General features: G+C 58.6%; 14 protein-coding genes. 8 read left to right on the top strand and 6 right to left on the bottom strand.

Features of this window, described 5'->3' with window-relative positions; translation table 11 throughout:
- Positions 1–6: 6 nt before the first annotated feature.
- The 8 genes from AC0L3S_RS18835 (at position 7) to AC0L3S_RS18800 (ending at position 10,700) form a co-directional block, all read left to right on the top strand.
- Positions 7–369, top strand: coding sequence for a N,N-dimethylformamidase alpha subunit family protein (locus AC0L3S_RS18835; RefSeq protein ID WP_259219242.1), 363 nt, complete (start codon positions 7–9; stop codon positions 367–369).
- 66 nt (positions 370–435) lie between these two features.
- Complete coding sequence (locus AC0L3S_RS18830) at positions 436–2,754, top strand: LamG domain-containing protein (protein ID WP_259219243.1); 2,319 nt, start codon at positions 436–438, stop codon at positions 2,752–2,754.
- Positions 2,755–2,820: 66 nt separating this feature from the next.
- Positions 2,821–3,489 (top strand): helix-turn-helix domain-containing protein, encoded by a 669-nt coding sequence (locus AC0L3S_RS18825; RefSeq protein ID WP_259219244.1) that lies wholly within the window; start codon positions 2,821–2,823, stop codon positions 3,487–3,489.
- Between the two features lie 771 nt (positions 3,490–4,260).
- Positions 4,261–5,682: an amidase gene (locus AC0L3S_RS18820; protein WP_259219245.1), complete on the top strand. Its 1,422-nt coding sequence runs from the start codon at positions 4,261–4,263 to the stop codon at positions 5,680–5,682.
- A 1,314-nt stretch (positions 5,683–6,996) separates the two neighbouring features.
- Entirely contained in the window at positions 6,997–8,097 is a 1,101-nt protein-coding gene (locus AC0L3S_RS18815; RefSeq protein WP_259219246.1) for a hypothetical protein, read from the top strand.
- A 43-nt stretch (positions 8,098–8,140) separates the two neighbouring features.
- The gene (locus AC0L3S_RS18810) at positions 8,141–9,919 is read left to right on the top strand and encodes a phospholipase D-like domain-containing protein (protein WP_259219247.1); all 1,779 of its coding nucleotides are present in this window, start codon (positions 8,141–8,143) and stop codon (positions 9,917–9,919) included.
- 63 nt (positions 9,920–9,982) lie between these two features.
- Entirely contained in the window at positions 9,983–10,261 is a 279-nt protein-coding gene (locus AC0L3S_RS18805; protein WP_259219248.1) for a hypothetical protein, read from the top strand.
- A gap of 10 nt (positions 10,262–10,271) precedes the next feature.
- Positions 10,272–10,700, top strand: coding sequence for a hypothetical protein (locus AC0L3S_RS18800; RefSeq protein ID WP_259219249.1), 429 nt, complete (start codon positions 10,272–10,274; stop codon positions 10,698–10,700).
- 30 nt (positions 10,701–10,730) lie between these two features.
- On the opposite strand, the gene AC0L3S_RS18795 is transcribed toward AC0L3S_RS18800, so the two are convergent.
- The 6 genes from AC0L3S_RS18795 to AC0L3S_RS18770 all read right to left on the bottom strand — a co-directional run bounded on the left by AC0L3S_RS18795 (position 10,731) and on the right by AC0L3S_RS18770 (position 16,532).
- Complete coding sequence (locus tag AC0L3S_RS18795; protein ID WP_259219250.1) at positions 10,731–11,762, bottom strand: S1/P1 nuclease; 1,032 nt, start codon at positions 11,760–11,762, stop codon at positions 10,731–10,733.
- A gap of 42 nt (positions 11,763–11,804) precedes the next feature.
- A complete protein-coding gene (locus AC0L3S_RS18790) occupies positions 11,805–12,503 on the bottom strand; it encodes an SGNH/GDSL hydrolase family protein (RefSeq protein ID WP_259219251.1) in 699 nt (232 codons plus the stop codon).
- A 66-nt stretch (positions 12,504–12,569) separates the two neighbouring features.
- Positions 12,570–14,087, bottom strand: a complete 1,518-nt coding sequence (locus tag AC0L3S_RS18785; RefSeq protein ID WP_259219252.1) for a DUF2235 domain-containing protein — start codon at positions 14,085–14,087, stop codon at positions 12,570–12,572.
- 106 nt (positions 14,088–14,193) lie between these two features.
- The gene (locus AC0L3S_RS18780; protein ID WP_259219253.1) at positions 14,194–14,931 is read right to left on the bottom strand and encodes an RES family NAD+ phosphorylase; all 738 of its coding nucleotides are present in this window, start codon (positions 14,929–14,931) and stop codon (positions 14,194–14,196) included.
- Positions 14,924–15,604: a hypothetical protein gene (locus AC0L3S_RS18775; protein WP_259219254.1), complete on the bottom strand. Its 681-nt coding sequence runs from the start codon at positions 15,602–15,604 to the stop codon at positions 14,924–14,926. Before AC0L3S_RS18775 ends, AC0L3S_RS18780 begins: the two co-directional genes overlap by 8 nt.
- Before the next feature lie 778 nt (positions 15,605–16,382).
- A complete protein-coding gene (locus tag AC0L3S_RS18770; protein WP_259219255.1) occupies positions 16,383–16,532 on the bottom strand; it encodes a hypothetical protein in 150 nt (49 codons plus the stop codon).
- Between the last annotated feature and the right edge of the window lie 690 nt (positions 16,533–17,222).

Here is a 17,222-nt window from a genome sequence, read left to right as displayed (position 1 = left end):
AGACCGATGATGCAGAATACGGCGCAAGTTGAGGACAGGGACGAAATCTTCAGGCGTATGTTCGAGACAAGGCAGCGGGATTTCCTGCGAACGCTCGTCACACCAGAGGTGATCGAGGAGCATCATCTCTCTCCCTTGGGACAGCACACCGAGCCTCTGGATCGGTTGCTCATCTATTTCAACCGCCGACCGCTGGCTGACAGGTACGCTATCGTGACTGTCCGGCCATTCGAGGCGTACCGGGTGGTGGTCCTTTCAGGAGTTCGAGGCGTGCCGCCGAAGGGACTGGATGAGAAAATCTACACGTCTCACACGGAAGCACTGCACGCAGTCTTCCTCCGGAACGTGCACGACTTGCTCGAGTCCTGAAATGGGCTTTCGCGTTCAGTCGATGCTCTGCCGCCGGACGGAAGCCGGAAAAAATTGGAGTTTGTAATGACAAGACCTAAGCTCTTCGGCTATTCGGACAAGCTGTCAGTCAAGCCGGGCGACGTTGTCCAGTTTTACGTCAACGGGGAAGGCACAGACCGAGCCGAAGCAAAGTTGGTGCGGCTGATCCATGGCGATCAACATCCTTCCGGGCCCGGGTTCGTGGAGGAAGAGATCGACTGCAGCACTGGCACGTGGCGGGTCGAAACGCAGCACACTCAGCTCGGCTCATTCCTCGAAGTGGCGGACGATTCGCATCGCTTGGCTGTGGAGGGTAGTCTGACGGCTTTTGCCTTCATTTGCCCGACGCGGCCACAGCTTGGGCGCCGCCAAGCTCTCATTGCGCGTTGGGACAACGAGGAAGGTTGCGGATTTTACCTCGGCATCTCCCCAAATGGCCGGCTTGAGTTCACGTTGGGACAAGGTGCCGAGGTTGATCGCCTCGAGGCCGACGTCCCTCTGCAGGCCAACTCGTGGTACTTCGTTGCAGCGGCTTTCGATGCCAACACGGGTCGGGCGAGCTTATTTCAGGAGGGCGTACTCAACCGGTATAATAGCCTCTTGAGTAGAGTGGCGCTCGTCGAGCACAGCGCCCATTCGTCTGCAATTCTTCTATCGCGACAGAAGAATCTCCCCGTGACTCCATTTCTGATCGGCGGCGCGCGTGATTGCCGGGAGGGCCGCGGCCAGTTCGTCTCGCAACTCTATTGTGGCAAGATCGATCGGCCGGGCCTGTTCGATCGCGCACTATCACGCGAGGACCTTGATCAGCTCAGATTTGGCCAAAAGCCGTCACCGCAAGGGCTGGTGGGTTATTGGGATACGGCGGCAGGTTACACCGAGGCAGGGATCGGTGATGTGGTCACCGACACCGGGCCCTTCCGCTTGCATGCCGTAGGACGAAATCGGCCAGTGCGGGGTCAGACGGGATGGAATTGGAGTGGCCGCAATGATTGCTTCCGCTTGGCGCCACAGGAATATGGCGGCATCGAATTCCACGCTGATGCCCTGACGGACTGCAATTGGAAAGTGACGAAGGCAGTCAGGCTGCCAGAGACTTTGAGAAGCGGTGCCTACGCCATCCGCCTGCGCGCAGGTGAGGAGGCCGAAATCGGTGAAGAATATATCCCGTTCTTCGTCCGTCCCAAGAAGCCGACCAGCCGGATAGCATTCCTGTTTCCGACGGCGAGCTATATTGCTTACGCGAATGAACGACAGAGCTTCGAGTCGCCGATCACTCAGCCGGTCACCGGCATGCCGGCCGTCTTGTCTGAGATCGACATTGAACTCGGCAAGCGCGACGATTTAAGCCTTTCGGCCTGCGATCACTGGGCTGACGGGCAGGGCGTCTGCTACAGCTCCTACCACCGTCCGATCGTCAACATGCGGCCGAAATACCGGTCGTCCAGCACCAATCTTGCCTGGCAGTTCCCGGCTGACCTCTCGGTCATAGCCTGGCTTGAGCACCAAGGCTATGACTACGATGTCCTGACCGACGAGGACCTTGAGCGCGAAGGTGTATCATCGTTGGAGCCGTACACCTGCATCATCAGTGGCACTCATCCGGAGTACTATTCCGAACGGATGCTCGATGCAACTGAAGACTACATCGCTGCTGGGGGACGATACATCTACCTCGGCGGCAATGGTTTCCATTGGAGCGTGGCGTTCCGCCCGGACGAGCCATGGGTGATGGAGTGCCGCAAATTTGGCCCGGCGTGGAAGACCTGGGATGCGCGTCCCGGCGAATACTACATGGCCACCAATGGTCAGAAGGGCGGCGCTTGGCGTGCTCAGGGGCGACCGGCGCAAAAGGTCGTGGGCGTTGGCTTCATCTCGGAAGGCTACGGAAAGAGCCAATTCTACCGAAAGATGCCCGATAGCTACCACCGCACTGTCTCTTGGCTGACGAAGGGGATCGAAGGGGAGATCATCGGAGATTTCGGTCTGGCCTATGGTGGCGCTGCAGGCGTGGCCCTTGATCGCTGCGATCCAAGCCTTGGGACGCCACCCCACGTAAAGCTCATCGCCTCCTCCGGCGGTCACACGGACAGTTATCTCGTCAACCCGGAGGTCATCCACTATGCATTCGAAGGATTATCGGGGTCTTACGACTACCGGGTTCGCGCCGATATGGCCTTCTTCATGGCCCCAAACCACGGCGCAGTGTTCTCGGCGGGCTCTGTTGCGTTTGGGCAGGCGCTCCCGGTCAACAATTTCGAGAACAACGTGTCCAGGCTTCTTGCTAATGCCGTCGACGCGTTCGTAAAGCCTGGAGCCCTACCTGGATCGTGGTGGATCAGCGAAGAGAAGCAGTGGCGATAAGGACTATTGCTAGATCCAAAAACGCTTTAGACGTCATATCCTGCAAAGGCTGCGGGAGGCGTCGAATTGAGCAAAGCCAAACAAGCGAATCAAAAGCGCCAGCGCAACGGCAAGAAGGAGCGCGCGCCTGAGCAGGTTGCTCCTCCCACCGAAACGGCCGTGGCAAAGCCGCCGATCGACGAGAGAATGGGGGCTGCCATGAAGCGTGCTCGGCTCGACCGCGGCCTTACGCTTAGCGATCTTGCGTCGGCAGCAAGCATCTCGGTCCCGATGCTCAGCCGGTTCGAAAATGGCCAGTCCACTGCCAGCCTCGAGCACCTTGAGCGGATCTGTGCGTCTCTGGGAACGGACCTGTCGACGTTGTTTAGAGAGGTGGAGCAAACGAGGGGCGAGGCCCAGCTGATCAAGGCCGCCGACCAGATGGAGGTTGTTCGCTCAGGCACCAAGCACGGGCATACCTACCGGCTCCTGTCCTATCACAAGGGGCCGCGCAAAATCTTCGAGCCTTTTCTTATCAACATGGACAAGCAGAGCGAGAGCTATCCCCGTTTTCAGCATCCTGGAACAGAATTCATCTACATGCTGAGCGGCCGGATGCAGTACCGGTTTGGCGACAGAACGTTTCTCGTGGAGCCAGGTGACGCGTTCACATTCTCCGGCGGCGTCCTTCATGGTCCGGAAAAGCTGCTTGACGATCGGATCGAGTTCATCACGATCATCATCTATGCGGAATAGGCGTTGATCGTCGGATCGACTTCGATGGATCGAGATACTTCATCGTGGAGTGAAGCCTGCTGAGAACGACCAACAACCTAAGGAAAGTTGATTGCTCCTTGCCATCCATCATAGATGGGTATGGCTTGGTGCGCTGAAGCATGCCTCTCCGAAGTGAGCACCGCGGGGCAACAAAGTTGTTCGCGAATAGCGGTCCCATCGCGGCTCCCGGCAAAATCGGTCGACTGACGTATTGAAACAAGGCCCTGCCGGACCGAAGCTGGGCAATGGCAGCACTTGATTTCGAGCTTTTCAGGAACGGCAGTCGGCGAGGACAGATCTGCAACAGCCCGCATCAATCGCTGTCGAGGTACAGCAAAAGGATACGTGACGAGCAGCTACGAGAAAGAGGAGGAGCAAACAATGCCCCAATACTCGGAGACTCTTCGAAATGGCGGAGGGGCGCGTTGCGCTCTGTGTGGTGGCAAGTTCGGTCTCATCCGCCACTACTCGTGGCGAACTCCTCTTTGTTCGAGAAAGTGCGTCGGTCTCTTCAGGGCGCGCCGCGAAGGCGACAGCAATTGGATCGGCCGGATTCAAATCGTCATCCCGCGGCTCTCAGAAATCGGGCCGCAAGCTTTGTGATGCTTTCGTCGCGGAGCGTGGCAGGTCGTGTTGCACTAAACGCAATTTGCTTGCATTTAACGCAAAGAGCCTCTAGTAAGCAGATCCGGCGCACGTGCCGCGGATCCGCGCGGCCAAAGAGCATTCATGTCAAAAGGGGGGACAATCATGAGCACGTCCGACGAGCTCTGCTATCTGACGGCAACGGACGCGCTCAGGGCGTTTAGACAAAAGAAGCTCTCGCCCGTTGAACTGATGACAGCTGTGATCGCCCGCACAGAGGAAGTAAACCCAAAGCTCAATGCGGTGACGTACAAATTCTACGACAGGGCCTTGGACGCGGCAAAACGGGCCGAAGCGAAGTATTCCAAGTCCGATGACAAAGAGATCGGCCTATTGGAAGGTATTCCGGTCGCGATCAAGGATTTTCATCCCATCGAGGGAGAAATCACGACCTTTGGATCCCGGCTACACAAGGACTTCCGGCCCACAAGTACGGCCCCGACAGTCGAGCGGCTCTTCAGCGCAGGAGCGCTGATGCACATCCGTACCACCACGCCGGAGCACGCGCACTCTTCTGTCACGAAGAGCCCGCTTTGGGGTATCACCCGCAACCCTTGGAATCCGGAATATACGCCAGGCGGATCCTCTGGCGGCGCCGGTGCCGCTGTTGCGACCGGTATGACGACGATTGCGGATGGGACAGATGGAGGAGGATCGATTCGCATCCCTGCTTCGGCGTGCGGCATTGTTGGTTACAAGCCGCCATTTGGCCGCAATCCTCTCGACCGCGAACATCCCTACGAAGGCCTGATCCACTACGGGCCGCTCACGCGCAGCGTCGCGGATGCCGCTCTCATGCAGAACGTCATGTCCGGGCCGCACAACGCGGACGCGTGTTCACTGCGGGAAAAGCTGATCCTTCCGGCGACCTATCCCAGCATCAAGGGATGGAAGATCGCATTTTCGATGGACCTGGGGTATTTCGAGGTCGACCACGAGGTCCAGAAAAACACGCTTGCAGCCGTCGAGGTGTTCAAGGAACTTGGATGTGAGGTGGAGCAGGTCGATACGGGCTGGAATTGGAGCGTTCTTGATGCCTGGATGACGCATTGGGAAGGCTTATTCGCAGGCGTCGCCGAAGCCGACCTGAATCGCTGGTATGAAATGGATCCGTTCTGTGCGGGCATTCTCAAGCGCGGACAGCAGATTAGTGCGGCCAAGTTCTGGAGGGCCAATCTGGTACGCGGCAAAATGTACGAATTTCTGGGACCGACCCTCGATAAGTACAACGTGCTGATCTCTCCAACTCTGGCAGTGCCGGCTCCGCCCGCGACCCAGGACAATGCCGATCCAAACTTCACGATTAACGGTAAGCCAATCTATGCCTATCTGGGTTGGCAGATGACATATCCGTTCAATTTGGTTTCGCAACATCCGGCGATCAGCGTGCCAAGCGGATTTGCCTCGACCGGAGTGCCAACCGGCCTTCAGATTATCGCCAAGACATACGACGATCTCTCGGTTTTCCAAGCGGCGGCAGCTTACGAAGATGCAAATCCCTGGAGAGCAAGGCGGCCGACTATCTAAGGGCCACCAAGGTCCAGATTTCGGTGCGGTTTAATCAATCAGCGGGTCCGAGCTTCGAGCCCTGGTGCGCCATGCGAGAACATCACCTTTGGTCTCAGGATGTGTGCCATTCCGATGGATGCGAAGCATAAGCGGGCCGAGAAAGCACGGATGATTCGAGACGCAAAATGTTTGGCTCGACGCCGAAACGATCGCGAACGGCCGTCGTGCGCGCATGATCCCAAACATATGAACGGCTTGCAAGAATGACAGTTGTCGCCGTCGACGCGCGGGCTTTTACAATGATCTATTGAGTCGTCTCCTCACCCGTTCGCGCTACTTCGTCGAGCGCATCGATCACAAGCACGCTCTTCGGAGCGGGACCTTCGTGAACAAACTGACTCGCTGGCTGACGTGGAACCTCATAGCTCTCGCTTAGAAAGTCCAGCAACTCCGACTTTCCAGCGCCAGGCTCGGCAAGAACGACAAAGAATGTAAAATTGCAGCATGGAGACGCTTTATAAGAAAAAGAAAAGTAGCCAGCTAGCGCGCAACGCGCGATTCGCTCAACAGCCTGATCAAGGAGTTCTCGGCCTTCGAAGCCTGAATTCATGAAAGAGCACGAGCAGAAGAGGATCAGGAGAAAGAACTGTAGACGGCCGCCGCCGGGTGACCCTCTCCTTGCATCGCAGCGTAGCTCAATGGATAGAGAACTGCTTTCGATCTGGGGTGATCTTAGCAACACTACCTAGAGGCCGGAGCGTGCGAGTTCAAGTCCCTTGCGCACTCCATGGGACGATGATGGCGTCAGCAATGCTTCGAGTAATCCCAAGAGACGTTGTCCCTCGTCGCCTGCGCCGCGCGATCTTGTCAGCGACCATGCCCTCCGCCCGCACCAGCCGCTCATGCAGGATCTCAAACATATCGAGGATGTCATCATTGGGTTCATTCTTGCCCTGCTCGCTGGCTTCGGCGAGAGCTCATCGAGGGACGCCTCCGTCATTGGCCTATTGAGTGGGATGGTGCGAACAACCAACGACTTCGCTTTGTTTGCTTCTCGTCTGCCTCGCCGCTGCCCGCACTCCCAATTGCAGTGACCGCAGCGCCGGCATGCCCTTGAAGATTTTTGCGAGCAAACGAGCGGTGGCCGAGGATCGTTCCGGATGGCCGTAGCAGAACGAAAGGAATTTGGCCTTGCCTACCTAAGAAGTGAATGTCACACTCTACCTGTAGTTTAGGTATTTGACCTTGCATTGAGAACGTTTGCCGTGGTTGGCGTCCGGCTGGGGCGGATTCGCCGTCCCTTCGATCTGACCTGAGTGTTAGGAGCATCCCTTGGCTTACGAATTGCCCACCAATTTGTATTCTTCCGAAGATCTGCTGCGCGGCTACGATCCAAATTCGAAGATGGGACTGGCGGAGGCGTGGGATTTTCGTGTCTTCCGACAATATGTCGCTGACGGCGCTGACAACCCGGCGACTTTGGATGTGCGGAGGAAGCAGGCCGACCACGATGCCAACATATCTGACGCGCTCAGACGCTTCCTGACGCAGGAGACGCCAAAGCTCGTCGGCATTATGGTTGGGCACGAGCTGTCGAGGGCGGAACCGGCCTATGCGACGCTAGCAAGGCTGGCGCGTCAACTGACCGAACAGGGCCTTATGATCGTTACGGGCGGCGGCCCTGGTGCGATGGAGGCTGCTCACGTCGGCGCGACCTTCGCAGGCGCTGACGATGCGGACTTCACAGCGGCGCTGTTCACCCTCGGGAAGGAGCCCTTGCTTCCTGTGCTGGATCAGCTCGTGACCAGCGACGGGGGGATCGCGCCGGGCCACGAGAAGCAATTCGACGACGCGAGGCGCTGGATCAACGCAGCCCTGGACGCAAGGAAGCGTGCACCGGCCAAGCCGAGCCTCAGCCTCGGCGTGCCCACCTGGCTCTACGGTCAGGAGCCGACCACGCCCTTTGCGACACACTACGCTAAGTTCTTCCTCAATAGCATCCGCGAGGAGACGCTGATCACCAACTCGCGCGCCGGCATCGTCTACGCGCGGGGCAGCGGCGGCACGATCCGCGAAATCTTCGAAGACGCCGAGCGAAACTGCTACGTCCCTGACGCAAAATCGTTCACGCCAATGATTTTCTTCGACGAGGATCGCTACTGGCAACGCGATGCCGAATACGATGCAAATGGTGATCCCATTCCCTCCAAGAAGGGCGTCAAGGTCGAAGATACCGTCCGCAACCTGTTCACCCTGGCGAGAGCTCGCAAGAAGGACGGCGTGGCCTGTCTGCTCAAGGTGAGATTCACGGTAGATGCGAAGGAGATCGGCGATGTGATGCGGCTCCACTCGGGCATAGCGCTGCAGAACTTGATGTTTGCGCTGGCCGACGAGCCTATGAAGGTGTCGACCAGCTTCCTGAGCAGAGCCTGACAGACAAACGGTCAAATGGCCATCGAGGAGAGGACACATCGCCATGCCGGTTGTGGTTTCGAACGCGGTCAATGGAATTCAGCTACGAGCAACTGCCTATCATGATTGCGACGACGTCCAGCTCTTTTGGCGCGTCTCCAGCGGTGGTGCTTCGGACGTAGCGATCCGGGGATGCCTGGGCTTCATGATTGAACGTCAGCGCCAGGTGGGCGGGAATTGGTCGCCCACGGAGATCCTGCGCAATCGCGTGGGCTTTACGGACCAGCCGACAACGGATGGCGCTGATGACGCAAATAGCTCAAGGCCGTCGAGTGTATGGCCTTTCCAAAGATACGAATGGACGGATCACGGCGCCAACAACGGCCAGACTGTCCGCTATCGCATCAACGTGGTGGGATCGTCCGCGGAAGGCATTGTCGGAGAAAGCACGCTGGTGTCCTTGGCGGATTCCGGCTGGACCGAAGCCATCGAGGTGAATGGCCAGGCCGGCAACGGCATAGAGGCGTATTTCAATCGCGGCTTCGTCATGTCTCAATTCGTCGCGCGCATCGCGCGTGAGAAGAACTGGAAGCCGCGCGACATCAAGGATCACATAGCCGACCTCGAAGAGCCTTTGAGGCGATTTCTCTCGGGTGAACTTCGGTTGGCGCTCCTGCGCTTGCTCGATGAAGTCATCGGGGATCCCAGGCTGGAGCTTTATCTGGCGATTTACGAGCTCTCAGATGAGGAACTGATCGCGCGGCTGAAGCTTTTGAAGCGTCGCGCGCACCTAGTCCTCTCGAATGGCTCCGACAAGGGGGGCGACGGCAACGCGGATGCCCGCGAGGAGCTGAAAGCGGCCGGCGTTGACGTCCACGACAGGATTCTCGGCTCGAAGGGCCTGGGTCACAACAAGTTCGCCGTCGTTGTGTCCACCAATGGCGACGTCGCAACGAAGGTTTGGACCGGAAGCACAAATTGGGCGCCGACCGGCCTCTGCACGCAGGCCAATAATGGGATCCTGTTTGTCGACCCAAAGATCGCCGGATTGTATTTCGAGCAGTGGGGCCGTCTTAAAGATGCTGGCAGCGACTTCACGCGGGATCTTCTGGGCGACAACGCCAAATCGCCGCGTCCGGCGAACGGGACAGACGTCTGGTTCACCCGGGTCCGAAGCAAGTCGAAGAAGAACGTCGGGAAGGGGATCGACATCGAAGCGCTCATTGAGCTCGTGACGGGCGCCAAGGACATAATCCTCTATGTGATGTTCCAGCCCGGTCCCGATCCACTCGCTGATATTGTCGCAAGGGCCTCAGAGATCTACGTCAGGGGTGTCGTCAGCACCGTCACGTCGGATGACCGCGAAAAATTCACGCTGAGAGGTGTCGATACCGAGCCCCATGAGTTTGAGACGGCTCTGGTGCAGCCCGAGGGCGTCGTGAAGTCCTTTTCGGACTGGATTGGGGAGGTGACGCGCAACCAGTTTCTGTTTCCCAACCAGAACCCGGGCGTCGGCCATGCGATTACGCACTCCAAAATGATCGTGATCGACCCTTTTTCAGACGACTGCAAGGTGGTCACCGGATCCCACAACTTTTCCGCCTCCGCCAGCGAGCAGAACGACGACAATTTTGTCGTGGTGCACGGCAATCGATCTCTGGCGGAGGCGTACAGTGTCGCCTGTCTTGCCACTTACGAGCACTATTCCTGGCGTGCCTACGTCAAGCGGCAGTTCGATCAGGGCAAGGTACCGTGGTCGCACTTATCGGACGATCCCGCGTGGCAGGGCCGCTATCTATCCGCTTCGCGCAAGAAGCACTTGGCAATATGGTGTCCACAGTAGCGTTCGATAAGGCACTGCCACGCTGAGTGGTACGATATCCTTCACTAGCGAATGGTTTCACGAATGGAATTGGATGCAAAACCGCCCGTCGAAGGCAGGAATTTCCGGTTCACGATCCTGGGTGGCGTCGGCGTAACCCGCATTACCGTCCGGCTGAGCGGGAAGGTGGTGCACGACAGCGATTGTCCCGACCCACCGTGTCACGAAGAAATGCGGATGCCGCAGGGCGTGGGCGGCGCGGAATTGGTCGTGATCGCCAAGGATTCGACCGGAAAGGTCCTGGAACGAAAATTCATTGTCGGCAAAACGGAAGGTCAGGCGGGCGGAGCCATGTCAGCCTGAGATCCTCTCCATGAGCGCGCTTCAAAAGTTTTTTCAAGAGCTGTCCAAGCTGCAGCCGACCACGTTGGCGGCTGTAACAGCCGTCGTAAGTGCGACCGCCGCCGTGATCGTTGGCGTCATTACCGGGGTGATCACCAAATTTGTCGTAGGTGCGCGCGACAGACAAGATAGAGAGGTCGAATGGCGTAAGCATGCGATCGAGCTCACCAAGCTCGACCTTGACCGCAAGCTCAAAACTCGAGCGCCGACAGACACACGGCCACTGAGGCCGAGCATCCTGGATTTCTTGGCCAACTATCGTGATCTGCAGGACCTCGATAAGGCCTCGCCGCGTGATCTTTATGCGACTATCCTGGCGATGCGGATCAAGAAGCAGAACACGACGACGCCCGAGCCGTCTCCCAAAGAGCCGCCCGCGGCTGCCGAGTACGAAGATTGACGGATCGTTCCCGCGGAAGTGTTTTTCGGACTAGGGCCAAACGTGGTTCACGATCTCGGCGAGACGGGCTCCCGCCTTGGCAAGTTGCTGTCGCTTGATAGCATCCGCCGACTGTAGGTACGCCGCTCGATCCGAGAAGGAGATCGTCCACTTCCTGGGACCTATCTTCGTGTAGGTCACATTCGCCATCGCCTGTTTCGCCACCGCGATCGTGTCCGTGGCCCAAATTGCTGACCAGTTCTCGATGCGGTCCGTATCGGCCGGAACGGCCTTTGCGACGTTCACCAAAGCCAGCGGGGCGGTGTTTCCCAGATCGGATGGGGTGTCGTCCCAGGAATGATGGAACGCGTCGTTTCCGGCGGTGATGCCTTTATCGTGGATCCAGTTGCCGCCCGCGGTTTCGGTCGACGGGTCGATCGTGTGCGTGACGTCCGGATCGACCAGGCTTCCGCTGGGATCGAGGTACGGCGCAGCGACATGAAGCGGCTGTGCCATGTCGCCCACGAGATGAGCGAGTATGAACAGAGCCTCTTTCTTGTCTTTGATGTCGAAGGGTGGCGGAGCCGGCCGGCCAAGCAGCACGGCGATCGCGGCGTTGGTAGCCGCGACCAGATCATGATCATTGGTACCCGCATAGTTTCGATCGAACTTGTCGCGCTGAACGGCCACGTCGTCGAAGTGGTACGTATTGTGACAGCCAAGATTGGCGGTCGCGCTCGCTCCTTCCGGATAGACGCAATCGATCCAGTTTCGGCCGGCGTAATCGACCATAGCGTTGCGGTCGTTCGCGAAGGGGGTGCATGGAGGTTCGTACTGAGGATCCACAACGTAGGCGAAGCTGCCATCGTTTTGCCTGTGCACGCTCTTCACGCAATCGAGCCATGGCCCGGCTTGCCGCAGGTCGACGCCCAGCAAGGTCTTCACCTGCTGCTTGGCGTTCGGGGTCAGTAGTTGGTCAGCAATGGACCCGACCAAGCGGTGTCCGTCGGGTCCCCAAGCGGACGCGGGCTTTGCCAAGAAGAGGCTCAAGAGCACAACGACGCTGGCGGCAATCTTAGCCATGACGAATCCTCGCGTGGGTAAAAGTTCAACACTTCATTCCATTCATGAGCCCACGGTCGCGGCGATCGCGATCGTGTTGGCGAGCGCCTCTGCCATCCGGCGGGCGCTCCAGTCACTGTGGTGGAGGCGGTCGGGATCGGTGGGATCGACCATCCGGTCAAAGGAGATCCGTTCTGCCTCATGCCACTGCTTCATCAATGCGAAGCGGTGGAACACGTTGACCGGGAAGCCGGCCCGGCTGGCTGCCGTCTCAATCAATGCCACCATTCGGTGTGCACGCTCCTCCATTGTCGGAGTGAGCACGGCCGGCACGTACTGAAGATCCATGAGCACGACGTCCATCAATTCATTTGCGAACATCGCGAGACCGCGTTGGATCGCGCCGGCGGTGGCGTCGAGATCCTGGTTCTTCCAAACCGCGTTGGTACCAACCTGCCAGACCACGACCGATGGTTGCTCGCCGAGTACGTCGCCCTGAATCCTTCGTAGCTCGTCCGGAGCTTCTTCACCGCCGACGCCGCGGTTGAGAACATCGAAATTCCTGCCCGGAAAGCCTGCCCGCAGTGCACGCTCAAGACGCTGCGGATAGGGCACGATGTCGCCTTCACCCGCCGTGGTCGACGAGCCGATCGCCACGATCTTGATTGCTCCGACGCCGGCCAAGCGTCCTGACAGCCACCGCATGTGGTGCTGAAAGCGCTTCGGTTGGGCCGGAATGGCGGTCTGATCGACTGCGGGCATGAGGTTCAGCTACGCGCTCGAGAGGTTCGATGGAATTTGGCGTCGAAATGTGACGGGGCGATTACGCTAGAGGCGACCGACATGGTTGGCTTTCTCCCATTTGAGCTCGATGTCGTCGGCGATACATTTCGGCGGCTGCGGGGCGCTTCGATCGAAGTAATGCCTGAAGTCCACGTGGACTCGCATGTTGTCGGGAATGTACGCCGCCATGCGGTCGAACAGCAGCACCGGACCGGCCTCGAACCGCCGATAGACCGATTTGTGCATTGGCGAGCTTGACGCACCGGTGTTTGGATCCACGGGAAGCTGACGCACCCCAGCCTTCAAGAATCCACCGGCCTGCTCGTTGTGTTGTTGGCCGGCAGGGTTCGGGGAAAGACGGAGGACGCCGCCGTCATGGTTGAGCCCGTCTGGAATCAGCGACGCGCCCGCGAGCATCCAGCTCAGAGCCACGTCGGAGAGCCTGGCTTCGTTCTCTAGATAGCCCCCGCCGATATCGGCATGTACGCCGGGAAACCACACTTGTTCAAAGAACAGATTGCCTTGGGCATCGCGCCGATCTTGTTTCTCCGCCGTCGGCGACCAGGGCACTCGCTTGAAATCCGCACGATTCTCGTCGATCGAGATCGCATGTTTGGCGTAGCCGACATTTGGGTTCAAAGTGGTGTCGTAGAATTTGTGCTTCGGTGGCGCCAGGTGAAGCGTCAGCAGACGCCAGGCTAAGCTGTAGCCCGGCAACGGCGGGGCTATCTTGAGATAATTCATCAGAAAGCCAATCAGCGCGGCCGCGACGCCGAGGTAGCTCAGGATCCGAGCGGCCCAGCCGGCCCAAGGGAAAAACGGCTCGAGCGCACGGTCTCCCCAATTCAGCCCCACCAGGACAGCGATGCCAAGAGCCACGAGCGCAGGGCCGAGATATTTGTGACCGAGAGCCGCAACCGTATCGAACACACCGATGAAGTAAGGAAACACGTTGGCCTGCTCGGCCTCGCCGACGGTCCGTGAACTCCCATGTTCGCGCCTGAATTTGGCTGCGATGAGATCGCGTGTCTCGAGCAGGAACTGGCGGTAGCCCTTGGTGTCCTTGCGGCGATAAGAGGGGCAGAACTGATACACGTCCTTGACGCCATGTTCGGCCAGCTTTCGCAGGCTTTTCGGATCGCGTCTCAGTGGAGAGCCGTCCGGCATATGTCGCGGGATGCCGCAATAGGTCAAAACGCCGGCGACGGAACGCACCGTGTAGGCACCGCGGCTGAACCCGATCAGATAGATGCGATCGTCGGGCTCATACAGGTTGATGATCGCGGCGTAGCAGTCAACGATGTTGCGGGTGATGCCGAGACCCGTTGCCATGCTGGCGAGGTTGTAGAGCCATCGGATCCAGCCAATCTTGAAATGACCGCCGTCGGATGCCGAGCCGAGACCAGGATCATAGAAGGCGACCTGCTCCGAAGGCTCGACCTTGGTGTCGGGACCGACACGGCAGGCTCGATAGAGCTTGTAGACGTTGGTTCGGGCTTCGTCGAAATTGATGCCGCCGGCCTGTCCGGTGCCGTCGGAGAAAATGAGAATATTTTTCGGCATTGCACACTATCCCCCAAAAAGTGCGCCCAACACCTCGATTATATCACAGATTGTGTAAGTTGAAGTGTGACCTGCCTTACTCTTGAGGACCAGGACGGTTGCCTCGCTACTTGCCGTTGACAAGCTTGACGCCGATCCTGTCAGCGAGAATGACGAGGTCTGCGTACACGGCGTCGATAGTCAGCAGGTCCAGCGGAGCGCCTACGGGCGATAAATTTGCCGCGGCGACGCGATCGCCGAAGATCACGATCGACAAAGCGCGGTCGTCCTGGCGAGACACCCAGCAAAGTCCCTCGGCATGGGGGCAAGCAGCGTGAATAGCTTCGGCCCATTTCCGAGTGTTCGGATACTCGTTCTTCTCGGTATCGATGAGCTGACTGCGTGGAATCCCGAGCCTTTTGAGTGCCGTCACGCTGAGATCGGCCAGTTTCAGGTCTCGTTTCGGCGTCACTTGCGAATAAACGTGGCCGGCCAGCTTTTGCTTGTCGAAGGTCTTTAGTCCAGCGACAAAAGGCACGTCATGAAAGACGGTTTCCATGGCCGCGCAATCGAAGGCCGTGCCGCCATAAAGAGTAGGGATGTTCGCGCCGCTTGAAGCTTTGATCGGACTGAACCGGGCATTGCCATTTGGGCCTGGATTGAATTGGCTGCTGCCATAGGCTTTTGGATGGATCCGATGAATGATCTGGCCTTTCGGCCAGGTCATCATGTTCACCAGATTGGCGAAGCCGGCGGGCGGAGCCGGTACGACCGATTGCGGGGATGGGGTAGGCGGGGCTGGCCGCGGCCTGGCGATCTTCGTCCGGGCAGCCGGGCGGCCAACACCGGACTTCTTCTTAGCCATGGAGCACGCCGGCTGCCTCGTCCTCGGCCGCTGCGACAACGCGATCAGGTTCGCTTATCAGCAAGTCCTGCGGCCGCTTGCCTCCAAGGAAGCTGTTGACCGACGCAAACCAATAGGCAAGTCCCCAATCGTCCTTGTTTCCGCGGAAGACCTCCAGCACTCGTGCAAGGTCTTTGGCGGGTCGATAATCCGTCGATGGACCGAAAGCGTAGCCCGGGAAATAGTCGACCCCGTGATGACGCACGGCGAAGATCTGCCGATCCTTTTTCCATTTGTTCGGTTGAGCGCTCGGATTGCTCGTACTAAACCCCGCCATCTCGGCAACCTCTGCTGCCGTCATCCATTCGCCGGTTTCCAGCACGCCCTTGCGGGCTTGGGCTGTCATCCGAGCCTCAATCAGCTTGTGCTGGGGCATCGGGACGTCGGGCACGATAGCCTCGATGATCGACAGGTATTTCGCCTCGTGGCGGCGCTCAATAATGCCGGGGATCAGCGCGGCGAGGCCGGCAACCGCATCGAGGAGCACGTGAGCAAGCGCTTTATTGCCATGCTGCAATGTCAAAGCAACAACTTGATCCACGGGCAAATGGGCAAGTTTTTTTCGGACTTCGTCGGGGGTCCCGGTAACGGTTCCGACACCTGAGATCTCAAGAGCTTTTTCTTTGGTTGTCATGGCTTGAATTCCGATGATATAGGTTATCTATATAGCTTAATAACCTAAATCATCAAGCCCTCTTGAGCCTATCTGCGGGACGCCAAACCCTTCTTTAGCCGATTGCGCTCATAAGCTCGGCAAGCCTTGGAGGAACAGGCTTCCGGCGGCTCGATTCAGGTCGCACGTGTCACGACCAGCTGCTGGGATTGTCTTGCACACTTTCATCGCGATCTGTCCCTGCCCGGTAACCGGTCAGCCCAATAAGCATTTGAACTCTCAGTCGTTTCAACGGAATTACGTCCGATACCAACAAAAGACGAGCAAGCTGACGCGCACTATTAGCTGGTGAAAATAAAATTGCAGGCTCCCCGGCAGCAGGCGCGCCCGATGCCGTTTCGGTCTCGGCAATCGCGCCGCTGACCGCGCGACGCTGATCCGCGATCTGTTGGAAGTGACGATGGCCTGCCAACGTTTGCCAATATGCCGCGCAACAACCTTCCGTCAGACCAGTCTCGGTGATTGGAGATTGTATGCCGACTGGGGTATCGGGCCGCTCGATCCAGCCGTTGCGGAGAAGAGCTCGGTCTTGGCGTATCTGGAAGGCCTGAAGCCGCGACCCAGCCGGCATTTCGAAGCCGATTTAAGAACTGGCGGTGATGCTGATCGAACACTTGGAATCGTCTCTAGAGAGCGCTGCTTTTCCCAGCTGGCAGTGTTGGCCGCATTATTGAGGAGTGGTTATCGGCAGCCGTGCGGCCGTGCTGGAAACCCGCGCCATGAACGGGTGCGAGTAAGGTCAACGCCTGATCTTTGAGAGATGGGCAGCCGAGCTCTGGCTTCGCCGCTCTTTCGCCTCGGTGCCTAGGCGCGCCACCGTCGTGATGATCGCCGCAAGCAGTACGATCCAAAAACAGACGCCGAAGACGATCAAAAGCAATTTGCGCATGTCGCTTCTCGGGCCGATGAGCGGAGCGGACGCGCCGAGTATGTTGGTGCGCGAGCTCCGCCATGGGTCCCGGACGGGGCAATGTCCGGTGCACACAGCCTAGCGTCCACGTTGGTAGCCGCAATCTAAGTCGCGAGTTAAGCTTGACGTCGTGGTCGCAGGTTAAATCCGGAACTGCTTTCGCAGACCCATTGAGAGAACACTTGGCAATGCTCGTACATCGCGCCATGAAGCGCAGGGGGAGGGCGAACCGTGCAAACAATCGGACGTCGGCTGCTGAGGCACGGCATGGCTCTATTTCTGCTGGGGCTGCTCACCGGCTTGCCGAGCAGCACTTCTCCAACATCAGGATGGCACTTGCGGCCCATCCTGAAGGCCTGATGAATGGCACCTTGCCTGTTGGCGCTGGGAGGTTGTTGGGCGCACGTTCGGCTCTCCGCCGCGCTCGAACGCGCCGCGCAGCGCTCTTGGGTGGGACATATGGCATTTGGGCGACGACGACGGTCGCGGCCGCGACGGGCGCAGCCGCACTTTCACCGATAACGGCCGCGGATCGAGGTGCGCCGGCCTGGCAAGAGATGCTGGTGACGACCGGCTTCGTGTCGGTCGGGATCCTTATGCTGATCAGCACCTGCCTTGTTCTTTGGGGCCTCCGTCGCTGAGGTGGGTAGAACGCGCAACCAAGATCTC

The sequence above is a fragment of the Bradyrhizobium sp. Ken01 genome (genome assembly GCF_055807355.1).
Note: the sequence above shows the minus strand (reverse complement) of the source record. Positions and strands in the feature narration are given on the sequence as shown.

Excerpts from the sequence above, each read along its gene's own strand:
- AC0L3S_RS18835 (WP_259219242.1), top strand. The coding sequence starts at position 7 with ATGATGCAGAATACGGCGCAAGTTGAGGACAGGGACGAAATCTTCAGG.
- AC0L3S_RS18805 (WP_259219248.1), top strand. The coding sequence starts at position 9,983 with ATGGAATTGGATGCAAAACCGCCCGTCGAAGGCAGGAATTTCCGGTTC.
- AC0L3S_RS18785 (WP_259219252.1), bottom strand. The coding sequence starts at position 14,087 with ATGCCGAAAAATATTCTCATTTTCTCCGACGGCACCGGACAGGCCGGC.
- AC0L3S_RS18830 (WP_259219243.1), top strand. The coding sequence starts at position 436 with ATGACAAGACCTAAGCTCTTCGGCTATTCGGACAAGCTGTCAGTCAAG.
- AC0L3S_RS18770 (WP_259219255.1), bottom strand. The coding sequence starts at position 16,532 with ATGCGCAAATTGCTTTTGATCGTCTTCGGCGTCTGTTTTTGGATCGTA.
- AC0L3S_RS18790 (WP_259219251.1), bottom strand. The coding sequence starts at position 12,503 with ATGCCCGCAGTCGATCAGACCGCCATTCCGGCCCAACCGAAGCGCTTT.
- AC0L3S_RS18795 (WP_259219250.1), bottom strand. The coding sequence starts at position 11,762 with ATGGCTAAGATTGCCGCCAGCGTCGTTGTGCTCTTGAGCCTCTTCTTG.
- AC0L3S_RS18775 (WP_259219254.1), bottom strand. The coding sequence starts at position 15,604 with ATGACAACCAAAGAAAAAGCTCTTGAGATCTCAGGTGTCGGAACCGTT.
- AC0L3S_RS18810 (WP_259219247.1), top strand. The coding sequence starts at position 8,141 with ATGCCGGTTGTGGTTTCGAACGCGGTCAATGGAATTCAGCTACGAGCA.
- AC0L3S_RS18780 (WP_259219253.1), bottom strand. The coding sequence starts at position 14,931 with ATGGCTAAGAAGAAGTCCGGTGTTGGCCGCCCGGCTGCCCGGACGAAG.
- AC0L3S_RS18800 (WP_259219249.1), top strand. The coding sequence starts at position 10,272 with ATGAGCGCGCTTCAAAAGTTTTTTCAAGAGCTGTCCAAGCTGCAGCCG.
- AC0L3S_RS18820 (WP_259219245.1), top strand. The coding sequence starts at position 4,261 with ATGAGCACGTCCGACGAGCTCTGCTATCTGACGGCAACGGACGCGCTC.